General features: G+C 67.9%; 12 protein-coding genes and 2 pseudogenes. 2 read left to right on the top strand and 12 right to left on the bottom strand.

The window, feature by feature from the left end; genetic code table 11:
• Positions 1-22: 22 nt before the first annotated feature.
• Entirely contained in the window at positions 23-1,090 is a 1,068-nt protein-coding gene (locus STRVI_RS21300; RefSeq protein ID WP_014057719.1) for a methyltransferase, read from the bottom strand.
• 656 nt (positions 1,091-1,746) lie between these two features.
• Between STRVI_RS21300 and STRVI_RS48215 the strand changes: the two are divergent.
• Both STRVI_RS48215 and STRVI_RS21285 read left to right on the top strand, forming a co-directional pair.
• Positions 1,747-2,737: pseudogene (locus STRVI_RS48215) on the top strand (IS5 family transposase).
• Positions 2,738-3,148: 411 nt separating this feature from the next.
• Complete coding sequence (locus tag STRVI_RS21285; protein WP_014057717.1) at positions 3,149-3,898, top strand: IS5/IS1182 family transposase; 750 nt, start codon at positions 3,149-3,151, stop codon at positions 3,896-3,898.
• Positions 3,899-4,152: 254 nt separating this feature from the next.
• On the opposite strand, the gene STRVI_RS21280 is transcribed toward STRVI_RS21285, so the two are convergent.
• From STRVI_RS21280 to STRVI_RS21230, 11 genes and pseudogenes are all read right to left on the bottom strand, one after another.
• On the bottom strand, positions 4,153-5,112 hold the full coding sequence (locus STRVI_RS21280) for a TIGR03619 family F420-dependent LLM class oxidoreductase (protein WP_014057716.1): 960 nt from the start codon (positions 5,110-5,112) through the stop codon (positions 4,153-4,155).
• A 67-nt stretch (positions 5,113-5,179) separates the two neighbouring features.
• A complete protein-coding gene (locus STRVI_RS21275) occupies positions 5,180-5,554 on the bottom strand; it encodes a fluoride efflux transporter FluC (RefSeq protein WP_014057715.1) in 375 nt (124 codons plus the stop codon).
• Positions 5,551-5,904: a DUF190 domain-containing protein gene (locus STRVI_RS21270; protein ID WP_014057714.1), complete on the bottom strand. Its 354-nt coding sequence runs from the start codon at positions 5,902-5,904 to the stop codon at positions 5,551-5,553. Before STRVI_RS21270 ends, STRVI_RS21275 begins: the two co-directional genes overlap by 4 nt.
• Positions 5,901-6,392 (bottom strand): fluoride efflux transporter CrcB, encoded by a 492-nt coding sequence (gene crcB, locus STRVI_RS21265; RefSeq protein ID WP_014057713.1) that lies wholly within the window; start codon positions 6,390-6,392, stop codon positions 5,901-5,903. The genes STRVI_RS21270 and crcB overlap by 4 nt, the downstream gene beginning before the upstream one ends.
• Positions 6,393-6,640: 248 nt before the next feature.
• Positions 6,641-6,925 carry a hypothetical protein gene (locus STRVI_RS52115; RefSeq protein WP_014057712.1) on the bottom strand — a complete coding sequence of 95 codons (285 nt, stop codon included), beginning with the start codon at positions 6,923-6,925 and terminating at the stop codon, positions 6,641-6,643.
• Between the two features lie 274 nt (positions 6,926-7,199).
• Positions 7,200-7,706 (bottom strand): hypothetical protein, encoded by a 507-nt coding sequence (locus STRVI_RS54610; RefSeq protein ID WP_050993713.1) that lies wholly within the window; start codon positions 7,704-7,706, stop codon positions 7,200-7,202.
• 127 nt (positions 7,707-7,833) lie between these two features.
• Positions 7,834-8,709: an IS5 family transposase gene (locus tag STRVI_RS21255; RefSeq protein WP_208949156.1), complete on the bottom strand. Its 876-nt coding sequence runs from the start codon at positions 8,707-8,709 to the stop codon at positions 7,834-7,836.
• Positions 8,710-8,718: 9 nt separating this feature from the next.
• Positions 8,719-10,065 carry a hypothetical protein gene (locus STRVI_RS48205; RefSeq protein WP_251982695.1) on the bottom strand — a complete coding sequence of 449 codons (1,347 nt, stop codon included), beginning with the start codon at positions 10,063-10,065 and terminating at the stop codon, positions 8,719-8,721.
• Positions 10,066-10,306: 241 nt separating this feature from the next.
• Positions 10,307-10,617, bottom strand: a pseudogene (locus STRVI_RS21240) (helix-turn-helix domain-containing protein).
• Positions 10,618-10,737: 120 nt separating this feature from the next.
• Complete coding sequence (locus STRVI_RS21235; RefSeq protein ID WP_014057709.1) at positions 10,738-11,328, bottom strand: hypothetical protein; 591 nt, start codon at positions 11,326-11,328, stop codon at positions 10,738-10,740.
• Positions 11,328-12,872 (bottom strand): helix-turn-helix domain-containing protein, encoded by a 1,545-nt coding sequence (locus STRVI_RS21230; RefSeq protein ID WP_014057708.1) that lies wholly within the window; start codon positions 12,870-12,872, stop codon positions 11,328-11,330. Before STRVI_RS21230 ends, STRVI_RS21235 begins: the two co-directional genes overlap by 1 nt.
• Positions 12,873-12,945: the final 73 nt, after the last annotated feature.

Here is a 12,945-nt window from a genome sequence, read left to right as displayed (position 1 = left end):
CGCGCGAGCGTTTCGCGTCGCCTCATTTGGCGGGCTTCCGCGCGATGACCACGCTCCGATCGCTGGTGGTGTCCTTGTACCGGACATCGACAAACCCGCTGTCGGCAAGCATCGTCCCCAGCTCCGACACGGCCCAGCACTTGCCCTGTGTCCCATGCATCATCATCACCGAGTACTCGGCCACGGGAAGTGGACCGGTCTTGTCCGCGTTGATGTGCGCATCGTGGTCGACGATCCAGCCGCCGGGCTCCAGCGCGGCGTACGACGCGGCGAGCAAACCGCGAACCTGCTCCTCGGACCAGTCGTGCAGGACGTGCGAGTAGATATGCAGGTCGAATCCCGCGGGCAACGGGCCGTTGAACATGTCGCCGGTGATGACGTTCACCCGATCGGCGTAGCCGCGTTCGGCCAGCAACTCCTGGGCTATCTGATCCACCGGTGAGCGCTCTAAGATCGAGGCACGCACTTCGGGTCTGCGGTCGACCAGGGCGCACGAGTACACGCCCGAGTCACCGCCGATGTCCAGCGACCGGCTGATGCCGGTGAGCTGGTCCAGGGCGGCGGCGAACTCCGCTCCGAGAAACTGGCCGCGGGAGTCCATGGCCGCGACGACGCGGCGTGCCCAGCCCGGATCGACCAGCCGGTCTGACCAGTTCCGGCTGTCATCGGGAGAACTGGACCATGAGGCAGTCTTCCCCGTGCGCAGGGCGGTCAGCATCTCGACGCAGCCGGGACGTTCGCTCAGAGAACCGAAGTATGCCCGCATGTCCCACGGTGAGTCGGCGACCAGGTGCTCGGCGGCCAGTGGGGTGAGCCGCACCGTCTCGCCCGGACCGCGCTCGAGCAACCCGAGAGCGACGAGGTAGGTGATCAGCACATCGAGCGCGCGCGGGTCAAGCCGAAGCTCCTTCTCGATGTCCGCGACGCGCACCGGCCCTGTCTGGCCGATCCACGTGAAGAGGTCGAGTTCCACAATCGCCGCAATGAGCAGATCTGTGGCGTAAATGCCTTCCCGGAGGCGGTAGAGCGATACCGGATCGATCGACGGTCGCGTGTGGTTTCCCGTGACGTTGGGATTCACCTTGCTCACCCAGTTCCTGATTTGAGGCAGTATCAAAAACGTGGAAGGGTTTCGAAGAGGCTGTCAGCAGCGTATCCAGGCTGATCCTTCCCCGGCAAGAACGCGGGAGCTCGTACGCGCCGCGGCGGCCCGTGACTGTCAGGAACGGTGCCCGGCGACAAGTGCGGGAATCAGTGGACCCCTGACTGAACCAGCGCCATCCGTCGAGGCACTGAGCGGGCGGGATGAGCATTCCGTCGACAGCGTCGGTCCCGAAGTGGTTGATCAGTGTCTTTGCCGGCCTCAAATTCCGGGACTCCGCTATTGATCTTTTGGGCTTATGCGGTGGCGGTGGCGGTGCAGAGGGCGTGGAAGCATGTTGATCGGCGACGGACGGTCCTCGGCCCGGCGATCCGGTCGGGGACGCGGATGAGATTTCGGGCCAGAGCGGTCACGACATGCTGGACGTGGGTTCCTGCCAGGCCACGGCAGCGGGACCGGCGCAGGCCGCAGGCGCGCACGTTCTGAGAGAGGACGGCCTGGACGCCGGCCCGGGTACGTACCCTCCCCTGGGCTGAACAGTTCCCGTTCCCCCGCTGGCCAGCCACCAGGGCGTGTGCCGAGTTCAGATCACGAGTTTGGTCGTTCTGCTGTCCCGGATGGGTCCGGGGCGGTGGACAGGCGGGATGGCTCGGGGTGATCTCACCGACGGCGAGTGGGGGGTGATCGAGCCGCTGCTGCCGCTGGGCGAGCGCGGCCCGATTCCTGGCCTGCGGCGACTGGTGAACGGTGTGATGTGGCGGTTCCGTACGCGCAGTCCGTGGCGGGACATGCCCGAGCGGTCGGCTCCTGGTCCACCGTCTACGGGCGGTTCCATCTGTGGGCCGGTGCGGGGACCTTCCAGGTGCTGATGGAAGCGGTGATCGCCGAGGCCGCCGCGTGGGGGCAGGCGGAGCTCGGGCTGGTAAGCGTGGACTCCACGTCGGCCCGGGCCCACCACCACGCCGCCGGGATGATCCTGGACCCGGAGCTGCTGGAGACGCTGGAGAAGGCCGTCGCCGAGGAAAAGGGGCTTCCCCAAAGGGGCAAAACACCCCGGTAGCCGACCGGGACGAGACGCCGGACGAGGCCCGCGAGGAGCGTCGGCGCCTACGCCGGCGTCGCAAGGCCCGTCTCCGCGCCGCCGAACTGGACCGCTCCCGTGGCGGGTTGACAAGCAAGGTGCACCTGCCGGCAGACCGCCGCTGCCGTCCGCTGTCCTTTGTCCTCACGCCCGGCCAGGCCGCCGACAGCCCCCGCTTCACCGCCGTCCTGGAACGCATCAGGGTGCGCGGGCCGGTGGGCCGCCCCCGCACCCGTCCCGGCGCCGTCGCCGCGGACAAGGCGTATTCGTCCCGCGCCAACCGCGCCTGCCTGCGTAGACGCAAGATCCGGGCAGTGATTCCGGAGAAGACCGACCAGGCCGCCAACCGCAACAAGCGCGGCTCGCGTGGTGGACGCCCCGTCAGCCACGATGCGGCCCTGTACAAGGAGCGAAACACGGCCGAACGCTGCATCAACAAGATCAAGGAGTGGCGCGGGCTCGCTACCCGCTACGACAAGACCCCGGCCAGCTACCTGGCCGGACTCCACTTACGCGGCGCCATCATCTGGCTCCGCAGCCTCCAGCCCGCCTGAAGATCTCAACTCGGCACACGCCCTGGCTGCCGCGGAAGGGCGACGCAAGTCCTTCCGGCTCATCCGGGAGTGCCTGGCGCCGCAACCATGAGCTTGGGGGCTGTCCGCGGCTTGCCCGGCTGTCAGGGCGAACGCAGTGGCCGAACGCTTACGTCCGGCGGCGACCTCCTCAAGAGCCTCCATGACGTCGTTCCCCACGAGCATCCCGGCGGCGTCGTGGTGGGCGCGAGCGGTCCCGGAAAGGACTCGAGCCACGGGTACCTCGTCGGCGGCCCGCTTCACTCGAAGCGGCACTGAGCCCTTTCAGAGTGGCCACCGATCGGGTGAGGGACTGAGGGTGCGAAACGGACAGGGCCCCGGTGCTGTTGAGGGAGGTGTTCGAAGTCTCAACTCGCCAGCACTGGAGCCCTGTTGGTTCCTCATCCTGCCGCCCTCGACCTGCCGCATGCACTCGTCGAGTGGCTCACGATGCTCATCGTCACCCGCGAGAGTGACCGCCGCTGCAAGCTCCGCCCGTCCCAGCGCGCGCTGGTCGCTCTGGTCTACCTGCGCAAGCACGAGCCCCTGGCACAGATCGCCGCGGCCTTCGGGATCTCGCTCGGCACGGCCCACGCCTACACCTCGGCCGCCGTCAGCCTGCCCGCCGGGCGAGCACCGGGCCTGCTGAAGGCCCTGCGCGAGGCGGACCCGGACTACGTGCTGGTCGACGGAACGCTCGCCGAGTGCGACCGGGTCGACGACAGCCGTGCCGACAACTGGGCCAAGCACCGCCGGCACGGAGTGAACTTCCATCTGGTGAGCGACCAGGACGGACGACTGCTGTGGATCTCCCCGGCTCTGCCCGGACGCCCCCATGACCCGCCGGCCGCCCGGACCCACCCGATCATCCGGATCTGCGAGCACCAGGGCGTCCCGATCCTGGCCGACTGCGCCTACATCGGGGCTGGCTCCTGGGTCACCACCCCACAACGGCGCCCTCCCGGAGGGGAGCTGACACCGACCCAGCAGACCATCAACCGAGCGCTGTCGCGGACCAGGGCAGCCGTCGAGCGCGGCCCGGCCCGACTCAAGACCTGGAAGATCTTCCGCAAGGCGCGATGCAGCCCGAATCGAATGACGTCAATCGCCAAGGCCGTCCCCACCCTGGAGCGTCAACGCTGAAAGGGCTCAGTGACAGGAATCGGAGCTGCCGCCACCGCGCCAGCCCCGACCCTACTCACCGGCATGACGAACATAGCCATCACACTTCGGCACAACACCCGCGATGCCCGCCGATCGTTCGCCCTCTCGGGCTCACATGGCCATGAACCGGGCATCACGACACTTTGCCGAGGCTCTGTGCTGATCGTGCGTGCTGGAAGCCTGAAAACCCCATAATCGCCGGCCACAAGGCACTTCCGCGTTCCCGGCCTCGATCACCCGGCATTACCGATCGGTGGGTCCGGGGTGAGCGACTCCAATGGCAGGAAATCCGCCAAGCGAGTCAGCCCCTCAAAGTCATGAACACGTCCCTCGGCCCGGTGCAACGCCTTTGCGCGGAGCGAGATGTTCAACTGATCCACTCCGGCCTCTCTGTAGCGCTCAATAAGATCGCTCATCTCGTCTTGGTTTCCGAACAGCGTCGCCTTGCGGATTTCATCTGCCCGGCGACCGAACTGGCCGACCAGCGATTCTTCGGACCAGGCCAAACCAATGTTGACCGAGCACATGACCTCACTGATATCCCTGCCGGCAAATTCGCAGGCCTCGGCCAGTACCGATCGCTTCTTCGCGCACATCTCGGGAGACAGAAAAGGCGCATTCCAGCCGTCCGCCAGCCGGGCAGCCATGGGCAGCGTCCGACGTTCACCGGTGCCACCTATCCAGATCGGCAGTCGCGACTGCACGGGCTGAGGTTCGCAGACGGCCGCGTCTGTAGAGAAGTGCGAACCTGTGAAGGTGACCGGGTCGTTGCTGCTCAGGAGCGACCGGACAACTGCGACATACTCTTCCAGCTGGTTACTGCGCTCGACAGGGGGAAGAAACGGCAGCCCAAATGAAGAAAATTCTCTGCGGTTCCATCCGGCGCCAAGCCCAAGCGTGATCCGACCGCCGCTGATTTGGTCCATTGTCGCGATCGACTTGGCGAGCGTGCCCGGCGGGCGGTAGCCGGCTACATACACCAGGCAACCGATACGCACCCGCTTCGTGACCGTCGCTAAGAATGTCTGCATCGTCACTGCCTCGAGGCAGTGACGATCGGAGGTACCATTACTTGAGTACATGTGGTCGAAGATCGAGATCCAGTCGAAGTTGAGATCCTCGATCTGCTGTGCAAGGTCCTTGACCTCGGCCGGCGTCGTGTACGGAAGCCCCAAGTGTATTCCGAATTTCATCAATTTCCCACTTCTGTGTTCTTCGTCGTGGTCGGAGGTTTTGACCCAAGGCAATGGTCTTGGACAGTCAAGCCCAGATGGCCTGCGCGAGGGCCGTGCCGGTGAACGCGGCCCCCAGGCCGGTGACCACACTGGCGATGATGTTGACGGCGGCAAAGAACTTCGCGCCGGTCTCGGCCAGCCGCAGTGTCTCGAAGGAGAAGGTCGAGTACGTGGTAAGCGCCCCGCACAACCCGGTGCCGATCGGCAGTTGTACAAAGCGGGAGGCGGCGCCGTAGGTGACCGCGCCGGTCAGCGTGCCAAGGACCAAGGAGCCAACCAGGTTGACCATCAAAGTACCCCAGGGGAAGACGCTGTCGTGGCGGGCCTGGACGGCACGGTCGGTCAGATATCTCAGTGGCGCCCCGACCGCGGCACCGGCGACGACGAGCAGCCAGTTCACCGCTTGTCCTTTCCGTCCCGGCCGATGCAGCGGATGGCCTCGACCTCGTCGAGGATGACCAGTTCCTCCTCCACCAGTTCGTCCAGCTGTGGCAGGAACGCGCGGATGCGGGCAACCTCGTCGACGATGACGACCGCCACCGGCACGTCTTCGCTTGGTGGCAGCGGTCGGCTGGTGTGGACCGGCAAAGAGGCGCGGAAGCCCTCGACGCCGCGGTAGACGCTTGCCCCGGCCAGCCCTGCCTGGTGGGCCCGGTGGACGATCTCGCCGTAGAGCGGCTTGTGGTGCCGGGTATCGCTTTCCCCGATGAAAATCATCACTCGCAGTGAGGCGCCGTGCAGCCGTCTCATGCCTGCCTCCAGACGATCAGGCGGCGGGTTGCGGCGGCCGCACACCACACCGCAGCCAGCGCTGCGGCCATAGTCAGCGCGAGGTAGGCCAGGCCCATGCGCGCGTGTCCCTCCTGGACCAAGTGCTGGACGTCGACCGCGTGGGTGGAAAATGTGGTGAAGCCGCCCAGCACGCCGGTGCCGAAGAACGGATGCACCAGCCGATGGGCTGCCCACACTTCGGTGATGATCACCATGAACACGCCGACCACCGCGCAGCCGACCACATTGACACCCAGCGTCGTCCAGGGGAACGCGTCCGGCGCGGTGGGCCACAGCAGTCCCAATCCATAGCGGGCACAGGCCCCGAGCGCGCCGCCGGCCGCGACCACGGCCGCTACCGGCCACTGCCCGTGCAGCGGCGTGCCAGGCCGCCGGGCAGGCACAGGCGGTCCGGTGAAGGGGGCACCCGGTTCGGCCGTATGAGGACGGGGGGGTGATGGGGACATACCTCTCCTACTCGTGCGGCGCCCACAGATTGTCGGCGCGTGTAGTCACAAGCAGGGACCGTTGGCGGCAGCGCTGCTGCGGTTCGGGTACGGCGGGCCCCACCGCCGCGCGGCTACCCGTCGGGGTCTGCCGCCGTCTGCCAGGATAGCCGGTGGCGTTGGTCTTCAAAAACCTTCGCCAGCTGAAGATCGCTCTGTGAGGCCGCCCGGACCCGAAGAGCCTTCAAGAATTCCATCGTGAACCTGGGTCATTCAACGACCTGAGACGACCGTTTTCTGACATGGCCCGGGGCATGGCCGCCCTCGAACCGGCCGACCGCCAAGACTTCCTCGGCGCAGAGCCGCTCGTCCGCATCGAAATCAAGATCGATTACGCCCGATAGCCGGGCATGAGACGTGTCCGGTCGATCGATGTCGACTGTGCGCCTGACGGTTTGCCGCCCACGTCGGCGGGAGTGCGCGAGGTTGTGTCTCACGTAATCGAAGTCGCGGCCGGCGGCCGTGATGACGACACGGTGGTCGTCCCCTCTCATGGTGTCGCTCCTGGTTCGTGGACCGGTTGGGGCGATGCATTGCGGCGGCTGACATCGGCGGCGTAGGCGGCCCAGTCCCCGGCTGATGCTTTCTGCCACTGGACGGCGACCTTGATGTGGACGCCGAGCATCCGGGCGAGGATCGCGGCGGGGGGGTCGGTGGCGAGGGTGAACAGTGCTGTCGACCCTGTTTGGGCCTTATTCCGATCTTGTGGAGGCGCTCGCCGATCCGGTCGTCGCCGAGGGGCTGTCCGGGGCGCCCTCCAGGGAAGAGTCATGCGACGTCGTCTGGAGTGCCGATCTTGGCCTTGCCGCGGCGGGTCACGATGAGCTCGCGGACCAGGCTGGCCAGCGGTGCGGGGAGGACGATCGGCGAGCTGCCGAACGTGATCGTGACGGTGTCGCCGTCGAAGTGGACATCGTCGACGGCGAGTTGGCTGATGATGGAGATCTTCTGCGCGTAGAGGATCAGCAGCAGTCCGGCGACGCGGTCCGGGGTCGGCAATGTGTCGTCGTTGAGGAGGCGCCGGGCGCCGGCCCAGCGCTTCTCGCTGTCGACGGTGCCCTGCGGGCCGGTCCATCGGACGGTGCCGTAGGTGAGCCCGCGGGCATGCCGGTGCTGTACCGACCAGCGGACGAAGTGGCCGGTCTCGTCGCGGTAGCTGACCGTGGCATCGGCCATCCCCCGTTCCAGGTCCGGCTGGGTGCAGGTTCCCAGCGTGAGTCCTTCGCCGGTGAGCCAGGTGAGGAAGTTGTCGGCTGCGGTGACGTGACAGCGCACGTTCAGGTCCTTGGAGCCGGGTGGTGTGGCCTTCGCCGAGGCGTCGTCGGAGTCGGCGCATGTGGTGCCAGACCGCGTAGCCGTGCAGGATCCGGCGCTCGGCTAGGGTCTGTTGCGAAAGTGCTGGTCACAGCCACTCGTTGAGGACTGCGACCAGCACGGTTGCTTCGTAGCGGACGGCGAGTTTGTCGTATCTCGTGGCGACCGCGCGGTGCCGCTTGAGTCGGTTGATTCCGCACTCGACCGCGTGCCGATGCTTGTAGTCGGTTTTGTCGAACCTCGGCGGCCGTCCGCCGCGCGAGCCGCGCTTCTGCCGGTTGCGGACGCGGTCCGCAGGGACCGGTATCGTCGCTTTGATGCCGCGTCTGCGCAGGTAGGAGCGATTCTTGCGGGAGTCGTACGCCTTGTCGGCGCGCACTCGATCCGGCCTCTTGCGTGGCCGTCCCCGGCCACGCCTGGGCACCCGGATCGCTTCCAGGACAGGCTCGAACTGAGCGGAATCGCCCCGCTGCCCCGCGGTGATCACCACCGACAACGGCTTCTGGCCCTGCTCGGCCGCGAGGTGAACCTTGCTGGTCAGTCCGCCCCGGGGAGCGTCCGAGCCCGTGGTCGGCCGGCTCGACGATGATCCCGCCGGGCGGTTCCTTCTGAAGGTCCCCCTTTTCGCCGCCCCAGCGGCGTGCTGGTGGGCACGGCAGACCGTGGAGTCGACGTTCACGTCCCAGGTGATCAGGCCCTTCGCGTCGGCCTCGGCCTGGAGCTGCATGACGATCCGAGCCCACGTTCCGTCTCGCTGCCGGCGCCGGAACAGGTCATAGACCCGGTCCCACGGCCCGTAACGTTCCGGCACATCACGCCAGGGAGCACCGGTGCGGGTCCGCCACCGTATGCCGTCTATCAGCTGCCGCCGCGTCCACACCTGCGGACGGCCCGACTTGATGCCCCGCGGCAGCAGCGGCTCAAGCCGGGCCCACTGGCCATTCGTCAAATCCCCACGTCCCACAAGACATGATCAACAACGAGCAAGATCAACTTTCGCAACACGCCCTAGATCAGTGCGGGCCTGGACCGTTTCGGCGCTCCATTTCTCCAGGGCAATGAGCCGTTCGTCGCGGGGCGCGAGGGCACCGGTCGCGACCAGGACACTGCGCAGGTGAGCCAGCACTTTGCCCGGGGGCAGTTCGTCGAGAACCCCATGGGTGACGGGCCGCTCGTCGCGTCCTATGTGCTCCAGGAGGTCTCGGGCCTTCGAGCGGGAGACCCAAGCGAAGGCGGCGTCCGGGCGTTCGGCGGTCGTCAATGCCTCGTGGGACGGGGCGAGTTCGGGGCGGAGAGCCCCAGTGTCGTCGCCTAGGAGGTCACGTACTCGCTGGTCGAGGACGCATCGCCGACAGGGGCGGGTGCTCAGCTGCCAGGTGGTGGTGCAGACCGGGCAGCGGCCCCAGAAGTCTGGGTCGGGGTTGGTGCACTTCGCGCACAACGGCGCCTCCCAGGTGCCGCTGCGGGCCTGGGCGACGGTGCCGCAGCCGCTGCAGGCCACCCACCGTTGCTGGCAGCGGTCGCACCAGGGCTGGCCGGTGGCCCGGGATATGTCGCAGAGTGCTGTCCGCCCGCAGATGCCGCACTCCGCGGTGATCCGGGGCCGGCAGTTCTGGCAGCGCGGGCCGTCGGGCAGCCGGTTCGCAACGGGCTTGCGCCGACCGCAGCCGACGCATTTCTCCAGGTTATCGGGCTGCCTGATCATGCAGTTCGGACACAACGGCCGGCCTTCGGCGTCGCGGGTGGCGGGCTCGCGCACGGCGCCGCAGCCGAAGCAGGGGACAGCCGCGTGGTGGGCAGAGCAGGCCCGGCAGATCCTCTTGCCCTCCGCCAACTTGGACAGCGCTTTCACTTCGTGGCAGCGCGGACAGGCGGGACGGACGACCTTGGTCGCCCCGGCCTCGGCGAGCTCGTTGATGAACCGCAGGACGGCCGGGGCGGGGGCTTCGTAACCAGCGCCGGTCAGCAGCTCGGGGCGAGCGAGGACGGCCCAGGCCAGGCGACGCTGCCCGGCGGGCCGGACCGTGGCGCGTCCGAGCGCGGCCAGGACCGCATTGGCATCGAGGGCAGGATCCAGGACCGTGACGAGTTCGGTGAGCTCCTGAAGTGGATCGCCGTCGGTGCCGGGGCAGTTCGCGCAACGGGATTTCCCCGTTGCGGTCCCGGCTGGTGACGCGTCGTTCTTCGTGGCACCCCGCGCAGACGGCCGGTTTGTCGAAGCAGGGCGAGCATCCCCACCGTCCTCCTCCGGTGCCGCTGCCGACGTAGCGGCATGCGCGGCCGCACTCGCCGCAGCGGGGCAGTGCGATGTCCTGGGCACCGGCGTCGTGCAGGGCCATGAGGAGTTTGGCGACGCAGTAGGGCGCCGGCGGCTGCCCGGTCCGCAACAGCGACGGGTCGTCGTGCAGAGCCTGGGCGAGGCTGCGGCGGCCGACGCGTGCGCGTTCGACCCCGAGGACGATGTCGCGGACCTGCTCGGCGGGCAGGTGCTTTTCGACGTTCCCCCACCAGACGCACGGCCAGGCCGACCGGATCCGCGAGGACTTCCCCGGCAAGACCGGTCACCGCTCGACTCCGCTGATCCGGGCCCGCCGGGGCCGCAGGTCACCGACTCCTTCGGAGACCGAAGTCCCGCCCGCAGCAGCCTCCTTCGGCTTCGTCGCGGAGCCGGCCACGGCGATGGGCTCGATGAGGTCGTCCATGGTGCAGTCGAGGATGTCGAGCAGGGCCATGAGGATCTTCGGACTCAGTCGCTCCGGTCGCTCGACGACGAGCCGGTAGACCTGGCTCGACGACAGCGTGATGCCGCGTTCCTTCAGCGGCGGGTGAGGTCGGTGGTGGAGAACATCCCGCGGTCCGGCGACGCTGACATGCTTGAGGTGCAGTTTCACGGCCATCAGGCCGTGTCGGGCGCTGGGCGATGGCCATCGCGAGCGTGCGCCGCAGGGCTCGGGGATGAGGCTGCCCGAGCGCGTAGTCGTGGAAGTGAGGCTCAGGCGGCCCAGCCGATGGAGGAGACGTGGGTGTAGGCGTCCCAATCGGTGCCGAGGGCGCTTTGGATGATGTCGTCCCAGATGGCTTCGAGTTCCTGCGTGTCTTCGGTGATCCAGGCGTCGACAGCGCGGTCCCAGACGGCGCCGCGTACGTTGATGTTGCGGGTCCGCAGGTCGCGCTGGTGTCCATGTTGGACGCGGGACTGGTCGACGGGGTCGATCTCGATGCGGGTTCCGCGGCCGTGGTTGTTGAGCCGACGCTTGAGGCCGGCGGCGACGCTGCGGCGGCGCAGGTCCCAGTACGCGGCGTCCAGGCGGGCGAGGTTGGCCTTGCTGGGGGTCTGTTCCCCGGCCAGCCAGGCGATGAGGGTGCGGGGTCTGACGTGGATGCCCGCGCGGTCCATGGCCTCGTAGCCGGCGTTGCTGGCGGTGAGGTAGCGCAGGCGGGCGGCCAGACCGCGCTCGGAGCCGACGGGGGACTCGATGCCGGTGACCATCCGGTCGATGCCTTCGGCCAGGGCCACTCCCCCGTGGACGCCTCGGGCGCGGAAGGCGCCCAGGTCCCTCCACCGGCCGCTGGTGCCGGCCATCAGCGGGCCGCCGTGCCGACGGTGTACTCACCGGACGCCTTGGCCTCGCTGTGCTTGATCTTCATCTGGGCGACGCCCCGTCCCTCGGGGAAGACTTGCCGCCAGTCGCCGGTGACGTGCAGCTCGTCGGTGCCCATCATGGCGATGACGTCCAGACCGGCCTGGTGGGCCTTGTATGCCTTGCCCCAGAGGTTGGCGTACGCCTGGCTGTGGATGATGTGCATCCAGTCCGGGCGCACCATCTCGCGGTTATGAACCGACTCGCCCATCGTGGAGATGAACTTCGAGTACATCGCCTTGATGTATTCCAGAGTGATGGTGTCGTGCTCGGAGATAGCCGTCTCCCGCGTGGCAGTGAGCGTCTTTCGCAGGGCGTCCAGGAAATTCTCGGTCGCGCCGGACGTCCACGATTCGTGGATGACCGGCGGGTCGAGAAGCCCGTGCTTCGGCCCGGATAGGCGCAGCAGGAGGCGCAGGGTGGCGTTGGTGACCCATACGGGGCCGGGCTGGTCGCGGTCGCCGAGGGGGTCGGGCAGGTGGGGGTGGTGCCAGGGTGAGGGGGTGATCAGGTGGACTCCGGAGCGCTTGGGGTCCACGCCGTCCGTGCCGGTGGAGTGTTCCAGTTTCCCGATCGGCAGCCAGACTTTGAGGGCGGAGAGGTAGGCGGCGTTGACGTCCAGGGCGGTGACCGCGATGCTCCCACGGCTTTTGAGGGAGTAGTCGGGGTGGTGGAAGTTGGGGCGGGCCTCCCAGATCTGGTCCGGCTCCTTCTTCGAGGGCTTCTTGAGGATGTCGGGCAGGGCCGGGTAGGCGGTGTAGGTATAGCGGGCGGTGGCCCGGGTTTCCTCGAACAGGCGCATGACGTCCGGGATGGCACGCTTGACCAGGGCCTTCATCGCGGCGTCGGCGTCGCCTTGAGCGCGTTCCAGCTCTTCGTGCACGGCCTGGCCGATGAGGCCGGCGGTCTCCGCCTGCGCGCGGGCCGCGGCCTTCGCCCGGCGCTGCGGCCGCGAGGGAGCCAGCGCGGGAGGCGGTGAGGGTGCGCTGACCGGGGCGGGCGTGGCGGCGGCCTGAGGCGGCGCCACGGCGGCTGGGGGCTGGCACATGGCACCGGGGTGCAGGGAACGGCCGTCGGTGGCCTTATAGGGCGTCGTAACGCCGCAGCGGAGACAGGAGCCCTCGCCCTGCACGGCCAGCCCGTCGGGGCCCCACGCGGTCTCCGGAACAGCGGATCCTGCGACCGGGGCGCCACTCGGGGCGGCCGTCTCGGCGGGTCCTTGGGCCGGGGCGGGGGCGGGGTGGATCTGGGCCAGGCCCTCCAGCAGCCGCAGGTACTTAAAGCGTCCCGGCGGCTGCGGATCGGTGGTGCCGTCCTCCCAGTTGGCGACCGTCTGCCGACCGACCCCCACCGCTGCCGCCACCTGGGCACGGGAAAGACCGGCTGCCTGACGCAGCCGCAGACGCTCGGCCGGGTCCGGCATACGCGCCGTCAGCCGTGCCTCCTCCAACAATGCCTCCACACTGTCGAATTGCTCATCGCTCATACCTCAAGGTTACATCCGCCTAGGCATAGACTGGAGATCACTTAGGCAAATATTGGGCGCTAATTTGCATGAT

The organism is Streptomyces violaceusniger Tu 4113 (assembly GCF_000147815.2).
GTDB lineage: Bacteria > Actinomycetota > Actinomycetes > Streptomycetales > Streptomycetaceae > Streptomyces > Streptomyces violaceusniger_A.
Note: the sequence above shows the minus strand (reverse complement) of the source record. Positions and strands in the feature narration are given on the sequence as shown.

What these genes read in the sequence shown, in the direction of transcription:
- STRVI_RS21280 (WP_014057716.1), bottom strand. Translation starts at nt 5,112, where the DNA reads ATGAAATTCGGAATACACTTGGGGCTTCCGTACACGACGCCGGCCGAG.
- STRVI_RS21270 (WP_014057714.1), bottom strand. Translation starts at nt 5,904, where the DNA reads ATGAGACGGCTGCACGGCGCCTCACTGCGAGTGATGATTTTCATCGGG.
- crcB (WP_014057713.1), bottom strand. Translation starts at nt 6,392, where the DNA reads ATGTCCCCATCACCCCCCCGTCCTCATACGGCCGAACCGGGTGCCCCC.
- STRVI_RS52115 (WP_014057712.1), bottom strand. Translation starts at nt 6,925, where the DNA reads ATGAGAGGGGACGACCACCGTGTCGTCATCACGGCCGCCGGCCGCGAC.
- STRVI_RS21235 (WP_014057709.1), bottom strand. Translation starts at nt 11,328, where the DNA reads ATGGCCGGCACCAGCGGCCGGTGGAGGGACCTGGGCGCCTTCCGCGCC.
- STRVI_RS21230 (WP_014057708.1), bottom strand. Translation starts at nt 12,872, where the DNA reads ATGAGCGATGAGCAATTCGACAGTGTGGAGGCATTGTTGGAGGAGGCA.